Origin of the sequence: Pseudomonas frederiksbergensis, from assembly GCF_001874645.1 — a bacterium.
Lineage (GTDB): Bacteria > Pseudomonadota > Gammaproteobacteria > Pseudomonadales > Pseudomonadaceae > Aquipseudomonas > Aquipseudomonas frederiksbergensis_B.
The window spans coordinates 1,162,845-1,176,014 of the sequence record NZ_CP017886.1 but is presented as its reverse complement, the minus strand read 5'-3'; the positions used below and the strand labels follow the sequence as shown (position 1 = coordinate 1,176,014).

Sequence of the window (13,170 nt, the reverse complement as noted above, 5' to 3'; positions counted from 1 at the left end):
CCCGAACCAGTCGGGGCGTTTTTATGTGCAGCGAAAGCAATGGGGCGTTATTTGCCCTGCCAGCGCTTCAGGACCAGGGTGGCGTTGGTGCCGCCGAAGCCGAAGCTGTTGCTCATCACGGTGTTGATGGTGGCGTCTTCGCGAGTCTTGGTCAGGATTGGCATGTCAGCCACTTCCGGGTCCAGTTCCTCGATGTTGGCAGAGCCTGCCATGAAGTTGCCTTCCATCATCAGCAGGCAGTAGATCGCTTCGTGAACACCGGCGGCGCCCAGGGAGTGACCCGACAGGCTCTTGGTGGAGCTGATCGCCGGAGCCTTGTCGCCGAACACGGCACGCACGCCTTCCATTTCCTTGGAATCGCCAACCGGAGTCGAGGTGCCATGGGTGTTCAGGTAGTCGATCGGCGTGTCGACGGTAGACATGGCCATCTGCATGCAGCGGATCGCGCCTTCGCCGCTTGGAGCGACCATGTCGTAGCCGTCGGAGGTCGCGCCGTAGCCGACGATCTCCGCGTAGATCTTCGCGCCACGGGCCAGAGCGTGTTCCAGCTCTTCGACCACGACCATGCCGCCACCGCCAGCGATGACGAAACCGTCACGCTTGGCGTCGTAGGCACGGGAGGCTTTTTCCGGGGTGTCATTGTACTGGCTGGACAGTGCGCCCATGGCGTCGAACAGGAACGATTGGCTCCAATGTTCTTCTTCGCCGCCACCGGCGAATACGATGTCCTGCTTGCCCAGCTGGATCTGCTCGACCGCATTGCCGATGCAGTGAGCACTGGTGGCGCAGGCAGAGGAAATCGAATAGTTCACGCCCTTGATCTTGAATGGCGTGGCCAGGCAGGCCGAAACCGTGCTGCCCATGGTCCGCGTGACGCGGTACGGGCCGACGCGCTTGACGCCTTTTTCGCGCAGGATGTCCAGCGCTTCCATCTGGTTCAGGGTCGATGCGCCACCGGAACCGGCGATCAGGCCGGTGCGCGGGTTGGAAACCTGCTCGTCGGTCAGGCCGGAGTCAGTGATGGCGTCTTTCATGGCCAGGTAGGCGTAAGCCGCCGCGTGGCCGACGAAGCGATAGATCTTGCGATCGATCAACTCTTCGAGTGGCAGGTCAATGGAGCCGGAAACCTGGCTACGCAGACCCATTTCGGCATATTCCGGGTTGAACCGGATGCCAGGGCGGCTTGCACGCAGGTTAGCGGAGACGGTCTCTTTGTCATTGCCCAGGCACGAAACGATGCCCAGACCAGTGATAACGACGCGGCGCATGCGGATAACCCTTAGAAGTTGTCAGTGGATGTGAATACGCCGACCCGAAGGCCTTCGGCGGTGTAGATCTCGCGGCCGTCGACGCTGACCGAACCATCGGCGATGGCCAGGTTCAGCTTGCCCTTCAGGACGCGTTTGATCTGAATGTTATAGGTAACTTTTTTGGCGGTCGGCAGAACCTGGCCGAAGAATTTCACTTCGCCCGAGCCCAGGGCGCGACCGCGGCCTGGCAGGCCTTGCCAGCCGAGGAAGAAACCGACCAGTTGCCACATGGCGTCGAGGCCCAGGCAGCCTGGCATCACCGGGTCACCTTCGAAGTGGCAGGCGAAGAACCACAGGTCCGGAGTGATATCCAGCTCGGCGACCAATTCACCTTTGCCGTACTTGCCACCCTCTTCGCTGATATGAGTGATGCGATCCACCATCAGCATGTTCGGGGCGGGCAGTTGCGCGTTACCAGGGCCGAACAGCTCACCGCGACTGCAGCGCAGCAGGTCTTCCCGGGTAAAGGCGTTTTGTTTGGTCATGCGAGCTCCTCAATAGTCCCATGCGGCAGGTGGGGCAAATCTTCCCGGCCGATCGAAGCGTTCATGCTTCGAACCGGCAGCCTACTCATAGACTATTGCGTTGTGGTGAAAGTCACAGCACAAGGGACATGAATGTACACTTGTGCACTGAAATTATTTTTCAAGCCCGATTTCGAGCTGTCAAGGTGCCTAAGACTGCCGCACTTTCGCCTTTCACGCCAGTCGCAGATGGTCGATCACCCCCCCACCAAGCGTCAACAGACCCTAGCGTACCCAACGTTGCAGAATTTGCTGCAGATCAGTGTGTTTGAAAGGTTTGGCCAGATAATCGTTCATTCCCGCCGATAGACAGGCCTCGCGGTCACCCTGCAACGCGTTGGCCGTCAGGGCGATAATAGGTAGATGGGTGCAGCCGGGCAGTTGACGGATCTGCCGGGTGGCTTCGTAACCATCGATGACCGGCAGCCGGCAATCCATCAATATCGCCTCGAAAATCAGGCTCTCGGCACTGCGTACCGCCTGCGCACCGTCGGTGGCGACGCTGACAGTAAAGCCCAGACTGCGCAGCATTGCTTCGATAACAGTCTGGTTCACCGGGTTGTCTTCCACCAGCAGTACATTGCGCCCCTCGCCGTGGTCGTTGCCGGCAGGCGTGCGCGGTGCCAGGGCCGGCGGCGTCTGCCTGGACAGCGCCAGCGGAATTTCCAGGGTAAACACCGAGCCTCGGCCTTCCTCACTCTGAGCGCGCAGTGTGCCGCCCATGCGCTCGGCCAGCGTGCGCGCAATGGGCAGACCCAGGCCGGTGCCGCCGTAGCGTCGGGAGATCGAGCTGTCGGCCTGCTGGAAGGCATTGAACATCAGCTCCAGACTTTGCGCCGAAATGCCAATCCCGCTGTCGCGCACAGTGCAGGTGAACCACAGCAGTTCGTGGTCCAGCGATTGCCACTGCGGTTCGATCGTCACCCGGCCTTTTTCGGTGAACTTCAAGGCATTGCCGATCAGGTTGACCAGGATCTGCCGGATCCGGGTCGGGTCGCCCTGTACTTGCAGGGCCTGCATGTCGTCCGGAATCTGCAGCTCCAGACTCAGACCGCGTTGCACCGCGCTGTGCTGGAAAGCCTGGGCGCAGTTGTGGATCAGCTCGGCGAGGTTGAACGGGATGTGCTCCAGCTCCAGGGCCGAGCGTTCGATGCGCGAGAAGTCGAGAATGTCGTTGATGACCTTGAGCAAGTGCTCGGTAGACTCCGACGCCAGTGCGGCGTACTCGATCTGTTCCTCGGTCATGTCGGTGGTTTCGAGCAGTTGCAGCATGCCCAGCACGCCATTCATCGGCGTGCGTAATTCATGGCTCATCATCGCCAGGAAGTCGGATTTGGCGCTGTTGGCCTTTTCCGCTTCTTCGCGGGTCTGGATCAGTTGCGCCATGGCCTGATGCTGCTCACGGCTGGCGAGTTCAAGCCCATCGGCGAGGTTGTTGATGTGGCGCGACAGGTTACCCAGTTCGGCATCGTCGACGATCGGCAGTGGCGTTTTGTAGTCGCCTTGCTGAATCGCCTTGACCGCATTGCCCATGGCGCTGATGGGCTCTGACAGGCTGGCGGCCAGGCGCCGGGCCAGCAGAAAGGTAAAGAGCAGGGCGAACAATGCGAGGATCGCGGCCTTGAGCAGGATCTCCTGTTGTCGCTGGCTGAAGGCATCGTTGGACATACCGACGACAACTCGTCCCAGATAGTCTTCGGAGGGGCCGATGGCGGGTGGCGGCCCCTGCAGGAAATCGTCGTTGAGCTTGATCCGTTGCAAGCGCACTGCTGCTTGAAACACTTCGACCTGTTGCGAGCGCTGGCGGTTTTCCGAGGGCTGCTCGACGCGTACCAGAACCTTGTTGGCGTTGTCCTGTACCTCCAGAAAACGCACGTGCGGTGTTGTCAGCGAGGCCTTCATCAGGCTTTCGAGCACCTCATTGTTGCCGGAGATCACACCGTACTCGGTGGCTGGGGCCAGTTGATTGGCGATCAGTTGGCCGGTGTGGTTGAGCTCCTGGCGTAAATCCTGAATTCGCACGACGGTAAAGAAACTGATCAGCAGCAACGTCAGCAGCAGCGCCGGGCCGAGGCTGATGATCTGGGTGCGGGTATTGATGCCCCAATGGCGGCGCAAGCTCATGGGCGGTTTTCTCCTTCGGCCAACTGTGTTGCAACAGCTGTGGGGTCAATCTGTTCGATGCCTAAGGAACGAGCGACTTGCGGGTTACTTAATACCTTGAAGCGCTGCGGATAGAGCGTGCGCGGCCAACTGGCCGGCGGGCGGTCAAGCAAGTTACCAAGAATCGCCAGCCAATCGTTCTGATCGCTGTAGGTGCTGGCCAGGCTGCCGGCCTTGACGAACGCGGCGTTGGGGCCGATTAACGCACGCTGTCGGCCATAGCTGCTGAGCAGCAGATTCTTGGCGGTTTTGGGGCTATACACGTCGGGGTCGTCGAGTCCCAATAGTACGTCGCTATTTTTCAGCAGCGCCTGCAAAGGTCGGCTGTCATTGGTGTTGTCCCAACGTTCGGCGACGATCTCCAGCCCCAGCCGGTGCGCGGCGTGGTGCAGTTCCTTGAGCAGAAACTCGCTGTTCATCCCGTACAGCACGCCGACCCGTCGTACTGGCGGCAAGAGCGCCTGGATCAGGCGAAGTTGGCGGCTCAGCGGTGGATCACTCCACAGCAGGCTCAGGTGCAGGGGCAGGGTATTACCCAAGCGCTGATGGGCTTGCAGGCGGCTGATGCGCAGCACCAGAGTCGCCGGCCCCTGATTGTCTTGCAGGCGCCAGTCCAGGCTCGGCAGGTCCAGCAGGATCAGTCGGGTCGTGTCAGGTAGCCGGGACGGTGCGGGGAGGTCGGCAAGGCGTGCGAAGCGCACAGTGTCTTCGGGTCGCTGTTCGGCCAGGGCACGGGTAAAGGCCTGCACGCCGGGACTGTCTTCAGCGCCGGTCAGCAACACGTCGGCAGCGCGCACGGGCAGACTGCCCAGGCAGACCAGCAACAGTCCCCAAACCCAAGGCCGGCGGCTTCGGGGGGAGAGGGCGCGTGTCTGGCTGAGGCCCATGTCAGAACTTTAACTCGGCGCTTAAATAGAGCACGTGGCGCGAGTCATAGTGGTTGTCGACAAAGGTCGTCGGCTGGTTGTCGAGGCGTTGTTGCAGGATGCCGGCCAGTTCAAGGTTGGCCTTGCCCAGCGCGATGCGTTTGGCGATGCGCGTGTCGACACGTTCGAAGCGGTAGCCATTGAGTGCGTCGTCACCGTAGTAGAACAGCGCACTGTTCCAGCCGTTGCTCCAATCGCGTAGCCAACCGGCGGAGCCGCTGTTGCGTGCGTTGAATGGTTCATCCAGAGGGTTACTGGACCTGGCATCGACATAAGCGTAGGTCAGACGCAGCCGGTCGGCGGCGCTGACTCTCCAGTCAAACTGGGTTTCAGTGCCGCTGAAGCGCGAGGCGTTGCTGTTGCTGGCAATGTACTGATTGTTGCGCAGCGGCTCGCTGATCATGTCGGTGATTTCGTCGTAGAACAGTTTCACGTCGACGTTCAGCCCAACGTCAGCGAAGTAGCTGTTATACCCCAGTTCCCGCGAACGCATGTGTTCTTGATCGAGGTTGCCGGGGTCACGGGTCTCGACGAAGTAACGGGCACTGGACCGGCTGTAGGCACCGGGACTGAGCGAGGAACGAAGGTGGGGAGGGCCAACAGACACGGTGCAGCCTTGATAACGGTTAATTGCCGCGCATGTTAACCGAGCTGTTCGAGTTTTCCAGTCACGATGCCGGCATTTTCCTCGGATTTGCAGGTCTGCTTCCTACAAGTGCCGCTAATTGATAGAGGGGCTGGCCGACGCTGGACCGCTCCGTATAATGCGGTTATTGCCACTGGTATTGGATTAACGGATTACATATGACTGAACAGCGCCCGATTGCGGTCCTGGGAGGCGGAAGTTTTGGTACCGCCGTGGCTAATTTGTTGGCCGAGAACGGTCATCAGGTCCGGCAGTGGATGCGCGATCCTGAACAGGCCGAGGCCATTCGGGTCAACCGCGAGAATCCACGCTACCTCAAGGGCATCAAGGTTCACCCTGCGGTGGAGCCGGTCACCGACTTGCTCGCCACCCTGAATGATTGCGACCTGTGTTTCGTCGCACTGCCTTCCAGCGCCCTGCGTTCGGTGCTGGTGCCGTATGCCGAACGCCTGAGCGGCAAGTTGCTGGTGAGCCTGACCAAAGGTATCGAAGCCCATACCTTCAAGCTGATGAGCGAAATTCTTCAGGAAATCGCACCGCAAGCACGCATCGGTGTGTTGTCCGGGCCGAACCTGGCCCGTGAAGTGGCCGAGCACGCGCTGACCGCCACAGTGGTCGCCAGTGAAGACGAAGCACTTTGCCAGCGGGTTCAGGCGGCGCTGCACGGTCGGACCTTTCGCGTGTACGCCAGTGCCGACCGTTATGGTGTGGAACTGGGTGGGGCACTGAAAAACGTCTACGCGATCATCGCCGGCATGGCCGTGGCGTTGGGCATGGGTGAAAACACCAAGAGCATGTTGATCACCCGTGCGTTGGCGGAAATGACCCGCTTTGCGGTGAATCAGGGTGCCAACCCGATGACCTTCCTGGGGCTGGCCGGGGTGGGTGACCTGATCGTCACCTGTTCGTCACCGAAAAGCCGCAATTATCAGGTCGGCTTTGCGCTTGGCCAGGGCTTGAGCCTGGAGGAGGCGGTGACGAGTCTTGGAGAAGTCGCCGAGGGCGTCAACACCCTCAAGGTGCTCAAGGCCAAGGCTCAGGAAGTCGGGGTTTATATGCCGTTGGTCGCCGGTTTGCATGCAATCCTGTTTGAAGGGCGCACGCTCAATCAGGTTATTGAACTGCTGATGCGCGGCGAGCCGAAAACCGATGTCGATTTTATCTCCACCAGCGGTTTCAACTGAGTACTCAATTTACAGGGGCAGGGAGCGAGACATGAACGATCCAAAAGTAGAAGCCAAGTACGAATCCATCCTGCTGCGCGTGCTGTGGATGCTGGTGTATGTGCTGGTCTGGCAAGTCGCGCAATTTATCCTTGGCGCCGTGGTGCTGGTGCAGCTCATTTATCGCTTGATCTACGGCGCACCGAGCCTTGGCTTGATGAACTTCGGTGACAGCCTCAGCCAGTTCCTGGCGCAGATCGGCCGCTTCGGCAGTTTCCACAGCGACCAGAAACCTTGGCCATTCGCCGATTGGCCAACCCCGCGGACACCGGAAGGCGAGGCTCCGCACGCCGTACCGCCAGCGCCACATCCGGCCCGTGACGAGGAGCCGAAGCTATGAAAGTCTGGGTGTTGCGTCACGGTCAAGCCGAGTCTCACGCCCGTAGCGACGCCGAACGGGAGTTGACCCAGCAGGGTCGCGAAGAAGTGCTGCGCAGTGCCGCGCAACTGATCGGCCAGCCGATTCAGGCGATCATCGCCAGCCCGTACGTGCGGGCCCGGCAGACCGCGCAGCTGGTGCGCGAGGTGTTGGGCTTTGAGCCGGAGATCCGCACCGAGGCATGGCTGACGCCAGACAGTAATCCACTGACCGTCGTCGATCGGCTCGACACGGCGGATAACGTTCTGCTGATCAGCCATAACCCTCTGGTGGGGAGCTTGATCGGCTTGTTGCAGCACGGCCATTTGCGTGCGCCGCAGCCGATGAGTACTGCCAGCCTGGCCGAGCTTGAAGCTGATTTGCCGCTGGCCGGGGGCATGACGCTCAATAGTGTGAAGAACCCGTAGATCTTTTGAATTGCCTGGTTGGGCTACGCTTGCCGCCATACCGAACAAAAAGGAGCGCTTCGCATGCCCGCCGCTTTTCGTTTGCCGCTGCAAGTGTTCTACGAGCGTGAAGCTCGCCATCCCCGCCAGCGTTTTCTGGTCCAGCCGATTGGCGGCGGCCAGGTCGAGACGCTGACCTGGGCCGACGTCGGCCACCAGGCGCGGTGTGCCGCTCACTGGCTGCGTGCCCGGGAGCTGCCTCAAGGCAGCCACATTGCACTGATATCGAAAAACTGCGCGCACTGGATCATTGCCGACCTGGCGATCTGGATGGCTGGGCATGTTTCCGTTCCGTTGTATCCCAACCTGACGGCCGATTCGGTGGCCCAGGTGCTCGAACACTCGGAGGCTGCGCTGGTGTTCATCGGCAAGCTGGACGATTGGCCGGGTATGTCCAAGGGCGTCAGAGCCGATCTGCCGACCATCAGTCTGCCGTTGTGCCCGGGGGGTGAATTCGATTTCAGTTGGGCCGATCTGCAACGCAGCTCACCGATTCAGGACGATCCAACGCCCGGTGCCGACCAGTTGGCGACCATCATTTACACCTCCGGCACCACCGGTTTGCCCAAAGGCGTGATGCACAGTTTCGGCAACCTGGGTTTCGCCACGACTCACGGCACGCAGTTGTTTGGTCTCAATGAGTCGGACCGGTTGTTGTCGTACCTGCCGCTGTGCCACGTCGCCGAGCGGATGTTTGTCGAGTTGGCGTCGATCTACACCGGGCAAACGGTATTTTTTGCTGAAAGCCTCGACACGTTTCTCACCGATTTGCAGCGCGCGCGGCCTACGGCGCTGTTCGGCGTGCCGCGCATCTGGAGCAGATTTCAGATGGGCGTGTACAGCAGGATTCCGGCAAAGCGCCTGGATTTCCTCCTTGGCTTGCCGATCATCGGTAAACGGGTCGGGCACAAGGTGCTCGCAGGTCTGGGGCTGGACGCCTTGCGCGTTGCCTTGTCGGGCGCCGCGCCGGTGCCGCAGGCCCTGCTGCACTGGTACAAACGCCTTGGGCTGGAGGTGCTTGAGGTTTACGGCATGACCGAAAGCTGCGGTTATTCCCATATTTGCCTGCCGGGCCAGAACAAGCTTGGCTGGATCGGCAAGCCGTGCCCGGAGGTGGAGGTACGGATCGAGGACTCGGGCGAGGTGCTGGTGCGCAGTGGCGCGACCATGCTTGGCTATTTCAAGGAGCCGCAGAAAACCGCCGAGACGATCACCGAGGACGGCTTTCTACGCACGGGTGACAAGGGTGAGCAAGACGCCGAAGGCTATTTGCGCCTGACTGGGCGGCTCAAGGAAATCTTCAAGACCAGCAAGGGCAAGTACGTCGCGCCAGCGCCGATTGAAAACCGTCTGGCAGTGCATTCACGTATTGAGCAGGTGTGTGTGGTCGGCGACGGTCTGAGTGCGCCACTTGGACTGTGCGTGCTCTCGGCAGTCGGTTTGCAGGACGCCGCCAGCGCGGCGCGCAATGCCTTGCAGTCGAGCCTGGAAAGCTTGCTCGAAGAGGTTAACGGTGCTCTCGACAAGCACGAACGCATGCGCCAACTGGTAGTGGTCAAGGACAGCTGGGCGGTGGAAAACGGCTTTCTCACGCCGACCTTGAAGATCAAGCGCAACGTGATCGAGGCGGCGTATGGCGCACGTTTCGAAGAGTGGAGTGCACGCAGCGAAGCCGTGTTGTGGCAGGATTGACCTGAAATAAAACCAATGAAGGATGCAGCGATGACTCTGTGGCGTACCGCGCCCAACATTGAACAGTTGAATGCGATTCAGAAAAACACCATCGGCGAAGTGCTGGATATACGCTTCGAGGCGTTTGATGACGAGTCGCTGACCGCCAGCATGGTCATCGACCATCGCACCCACCAACCCTACGGTTTGCTGCATGGCGGTGCCTCGGTGGTACTGGCCGAAACCGTCGGTTCCATGGCCAGCTTCCTGTGCATCGACGCCAGCAAATTCTATTGCGTGGGCCTGGAAATAAACGCCAACCACTTGCGCGGCCTGCGCAGCGGTCGGGTAACGGCGGTGGCCAAACCGATCCACATCGGCCGCACCACGCACGTCTGGGATATTCGCTTGAGCAGCGATGAAGGCAAGGCCAGCTGTGTGTCACGGTTGACCATGGCGGTGGTACCGCTGGGTGAAACGCCGCCGGCTCGCTAAATCTGAAGATCAAAAGATCGCAGCCTGCGGCAGCTCCTACCACTCTTCTTGGCAGTTACGGTCATTGCTGTGAGCGTGCGTCTTACGGACAATCAACACCTGATTTCGTTTATGGACGCGCCGTTATGCCGCAGCAGATCTTTTTCGCTCATGCCAATGGCTTTCCTTCAGGCACTTACGGCAAGTTGTTTGCCGCATTGGCGCCGGAGTACCAGGTCGCGCATCTGCAGCAGCATGCCCATGACCCACGGTTCCCGGCCGACGATAACTGGCACAACCTGGTGGATGAACTGATCCATCATCTGAAGCAGCAACCCGAACCGGTGTGGGGCGTTGGTCATTCCTTTGGCGGCGTCTTGCACCTGCACGCGGCCTTGCGTTGCCCTGAGCTGTATCGTGGCGTGGTGATGCTGGATTCGCCGGTGCTGACCCGCCCCGATCAATGGGTCATCCGTGCGGCCAAGCGTTTTGGCTTTATCGACCGCTTGACCCCGGCCGGCCGCACGTTGGGGCGTCGCGAGGAGTTCGCCGACCTGGAATCGGCGCGCAGCTATTTCGCGGGTAAAACCCTGTTTCGCGGTTTCGATCCGGAATGCTTCGATGCCTATTTGCAGCACGGTCTGCACAAGGTCGGTGATCGCCTGCGTTTGTGCTTTGATCCGGCCACCGAGATCAGCATCTACCGTGGCGTTCCGCACACCAGTCCAGGTCGTCCTCGCCAGTTGAAAGTACCGCTGGCGGTGGTTCGAGGCCGGCAGAGCCGGGTGGTCATGCGTCATCACGCAAGCTTTGTGGGCCGTATGCCGCAAGGCGAGTCACTGACGATGCCCGGCGGCCACATGTTTCCCCTTGAGCGCCCGCAAGACACCGCAGCCTTGCTGAAAAACCTGTTCAGCCGTTGGCAAGGGCGCAGCGAGCGGAGTTGCGCATGAGCAGCGTCGAAGAAGTCCGCCTGAGTCTGCCGCACATCGAGTTGGCTGCGCACCTGTTCGGCCCCGAAGACGGCCTGCCGGTGATTGCCTTGCATGGCTGGCTCGACAACGCCAACAGCTTTGCGCGCCTGGCGCCGAAGCTTGAAGGTCTACGAATTATCGCGCTGGACATGGCGGGTCACGGGCATTCCGGGCATCGGCCATTGGGCGCCGGTTATGCGCTGTGGGATTACGCTCACGATGTGCTGCAAGTCGCGGAACAGATGGGCTGGAAGCGTTTTGCGCTGTTGGGCCATTCCATGGGCGCGATCGTTTCGGTGGTGCTCGCCGGTGCCTTGCCTGAGCGCGTGACGCACGTGGCGCTGATCGACGGGGTGATTCCGCCCACCGCCGCCCACGACAACACCGCCGAACGCATGGGCATGGCCCTGCAAGCGCAGCTCGATCTGCAAGAAAAGCGCAAACCGGTCTACAGCACCCTGGACCGAGCCATCGAAGCGCGGATGAAAGGTCTGGTCGCGGTCAGCCGTGAGGCCGCCGAATTACTCGCTCAGCGGGGTTTGATGCCGGTGCCGGGCGGTTACACCTGGCGCACCGACAGTCGCCTGACGCTGGCGTCTCCACTGCGTCTGACAGATGAACAGGCGATGTCCTTCGTTCAGCGCATCAGTTGCCCTGCGCAATTGGTGGTCGCTGCTGACGGTATGCTCGCCAAACATCCTGAACTGCTGGAGCGTCTACCCTTTAGCCGTGAACAGCTGCCCGGCGGCCATCATTTGCACCTGAATGACGAGTCCGGCGCCGCCCTTGTTGCAGACTGTTTCAATCGGTTCTTCGCCGTTCCTTGACTTGCAGCGGGCAACTGTCGAGGCTGGGCGGGTTGAAATGGGAGACAACCATGATAGATCTCTACACCGCTGCGACCCCGAATGGCCACAAGGTCTCTATCGTGCTCGAGGAACTCGGCATGCCCTACACGGTGCATGCCTTGAGTTTCGACAATAAGGAACAAAAGGCTCCAGCGTTTCTCACGATCAATCCCAATGGCCGGATCCCGGCGATTGTCGACCGGGCCAACGGTGATTTCGCCGTGTTCGAATCCGGCGCGATTCTCATCTACCTGGCTGAACTGAGCGGAAAACTGCTGCCCAAAGATCCGAAAGGGCGTTCGGTGGTGATCCAGTGGCTGATGTTCCAGATGGGCGGTATTGGCCCGATGCAGGGCCAGGCCAACGTGTTTTTCCGTTATTTCCCGGAAAAGCTTCAGGGCGCCATCGACCGCTATCAGCATGAAACCCGGCGTTTGTATGAAGTGCTGAACACGCGCCTGGAAACTGTCGAGTACCTGGCCGATGAGTACAGCATTGCTGACATCGCCACGTATCCGTGGGTCCGTGGCCATGAATGGTCTGGCGTTTCGGTAGACGGTTTACCCTCCTTGCAGCGCTGGATGGCGGCGATGGAGGCTCGCCCGGCGGTGCAGCGCGGCTTGCAGGTCCCGCCGCGTATCGACGACGCCAATGTCGTCAAAGGCGCTCAGGCCATGCTGATCCGATGAAAGTACCTTCAAGGTTGAAAAGCATGCGCTTGATCAGTTTGTTGGGGTTGGGGTGTTTCAGTTCGCTGGTGTTTGCTGCCGATGTGCCTGGAAGTCACGATTTGCCGCTGGTGCCACGTCTGGCCGATGCGCAGATCGTCGACTATCGCCCGGCTGCCGAGCTTGAACGGATCTATCCCATGGGCGCGATCCGCAAAATCAGTGGCCAACTGCGTTTCGATGGTCAGGTCAGTGCCCGCGGAAAAGCGACCTCGGTGACTTACGAGTTGCCGCCGGAGCATTCGTCTACCGAGGCCTTTACCGCCGCTCGCGAAGCCTTGCAGAAACAGGGGGCCGAACTGTTGTTCTGGTGCCAGGCCCGCGATTGCGGCGAAAGCAGCCTGTGGGCCAATGAGGTGTTCGGCAACGCCAAACTCTATGGCGCCGACGATCAACAGGCTTATCTGCTGCTGCGACTCGCGGCACCACAGGACAACTCACTGTTGGCGCTTTACAGCATCACTCGCGGCAATCGCAAAGCCTATCTGCACGTCGAACAGTTCGAAGCCAGCACGCCATTGGGCGAGTTGTTGCCGACCTCGGCGACCCTGTTACGTCAGCTCAAGGACACCGGTGTGCTGGACCTGCCGCGGCTGACGGGTGATCCGCAACCGGCTTGGCTGACGTTGCTGTCACGTGGCTTGAACCTCGATACGACTTTGCGCGTCAGTGTTTCCGGAGCCAATGCCGAAGCCTGGCGTCAGGCGCTGGTCGGGCAGGGTGTGCGTGCGGCGCGAATGGAACTTGGCAACGTGCCAGCAACCGGCCTGCACATCGAGTTCCTGCGATAAGTTTTCCCTTGGCGAACGTGTCATTGGCCGTTCGCCTACTCTTTGTTGGTGGACCTTGTTCGAGATA

13 protein-coding genes and 1 pseudogene are annotated in these 13,170 nt (G+C 60.4%); 9 read left to right on the top strand and 5 right to left on the bottom strand.

Annotated features, from left to right (window positions below):
• Positions 1-47 precede the first annotated feature (47 nt).
• The 5 genes and pseudogenes from fabB to BLL42_RS05895 all read right to left on the bottom strand — a co-directional run.
• On the bottom strand, positions 48-1,268 hold the full coding sequence (fabB, locus tag BLL42_RS05915; protein ID WP_071551209.1) for a beta-ketoacyl-ACP synthase I: 1,221 nt from the start codon (positions 1,266-1,268) through the stop codon (positions 48-50).
• A gap of 11 nt (positions 1,269-1,279) precedes the next feature.
• On the bottom strand, positions 1,280-1,795 hold the full coding sequence (gene fabA, locus BLL42_RS05910) for a 3-hydroxyacyl-[acyl-carrier-protein] dehydratase FabA (protein WP_010211704.1): 516 nt from the start codon (positions 1,793-1,795) through the stop codon (positions 1,280-1,282).
• 264 nt (positions 1,796-2,059) lie between these two features.
• Entirely contained in the window at positions 2,060-3,958 is a 1,899-nt protein-coding gene (locus BLL42_RS05905; RefSeq protein WP_071551208.1) for an ATP-binding protein, read from the bottom strand.
• Positions 3,955-4,884 carry an ABC transporter substrate-binding protein gene (locus BLL42_RS05900; protein WP_071551207.1) on the bottom strand — a complete coding sequence of 310 codons (930 nt, stop codon included), beginning with the start codon at positions 4,882-4,884 and terminating at the stop codon, positions 3,955-3,957. Before BLL42_RS05900 ends, BLL42_RS05905 begins: the two co-directional genes overlap by 4 nt.
• Position 4,885: 1 nt before the next feature.
• A pseudogene (locus BLL42_RS05895) lies at positions 4,886-5,503 on the bottom strand (TonB-dependent receptor); the annotation flags it as partial.
• A 224-nt stretch (positions 5,504-5,727) separates the two neighbouring features.
• Here BLL42_RS05895 and BLL42_RS05890 point away from each other — a divergent pair.
• The 9 genes from BLL42_RS05890 to BLL42_RS05850 all read left to right on the top strand — a co-directional run bounded on the left by BLL42_RS05890 (position 5,728) and on the right by BLL42_RS05850 (position 13,103).
• Positions 5,728-6,753 carry an NAD(P)H-dependent glycerol-3-phosphate dehydrogenase gene (locus BLL42_RS05890; RefSeq protein WP_071551206.1) on the top strand — a complete coding sequence of 342 codons (1,026 nt, stop codon included), beginning with the start codon at positions 5,728-5,730 and terminating at the stop codon, positions 6,751-6,753.
• Between the two features lie 31 nt (positions 6,754-6,784).
• Entirely contained in the window at positions 6,785-7,132 is a 348-nt protein-coding gene (locus BLL42_RS05885) for a DUF4389 domain-containing protein (RefSeq protein ID WP_071551205.1), read from the top strand.
• A complete protein-coding gene (sixA, locus tag BLL42_RS05880; RefSeq protein WP_071551204.1) occupies positions 7,129-7,578 on the top strand; it encodes a phosphohistidine phosphatase SixA in 450 nt (149 codons plus the stop codon). Before BLL42_RS05885 ends, sixA begins: the two co-directional genes overlap by 4 nt.
• 63 nt (positions 7,579-7,641) lie before the next feature.
• Positions 7,642-9,309 (top strand): AMP-binding protein, encoded by a 1,668-nt coding sequence (locus BLL42_RS05875; RefSeq protein ID WP_071551203.1) that lies wholly within the window; start codon positions 7,642-7,644, stop codon positions 9,307-9,309.
• A 30-nt stretch (positions 9,310-9,339) separates the two neighbouring features.
• Positions 9,340-9,783 carry a hotdog fold thioesterase gene (locus BLL42_RS05870; protein ID WP_071551202.1) on the top strand — a complete coding sequence of 148 codons (444 nt, stop codon included), beginning with the start codon at positions 9,340-9,342 and terminating at the stop codon, positions 9,781-9,783.
• Between the two features lie 125 nt (positions 9,784-9,908).
• Entirely contained in the window at positions 9,909-10,715 is an 807-nt protein-coding gene (locus BLL42_RS05865; protein WP_071551201.1) for an alpha/beta fold hydrolase, read from the top strand.
• Positions 10,712-11,563, top strand: a complete 852-nt coding sequence (locus tag BLL42_RS05860) for an alpha/beta hydrolase (RefSeq protein ID WP_071551200.1) — start codon at positions 10,712-10,714, stop codon at positions 11,561-11,563. The genes BLL42_RS05865 and BLL42_RS05860 overlap by 4 nt, the downstream gene beginning before the upstream one ends.
• Before the next feature lie 50 nt (positions 11,564-11,613).
• On the top strand, positions 11,614-12,273 hold the full coding sequence (locus BLL42_RS05855; RefSeq protein ID WP_071551199.1) for a glutathione S-transferase family protein: 660 nt from the start codon (positions 11,614-11,616) through the stop codon (positions 12,271-12,273).
• 23 nt (positions 12,274-12,296) lie between these two features.
• On the top strand, positions 12,297-13,103 hold the full coding sequence (locus tag BLL42_RS05850) for a DUF4892 domain-containing protein (protein WP_071551198.1): 807 nt from the start codon (positions 12,297-12,299) through the stop codon (positions 13,101-13,103).
• Positions 13,104-13,170: the final 67 nt, after the last annotated feature.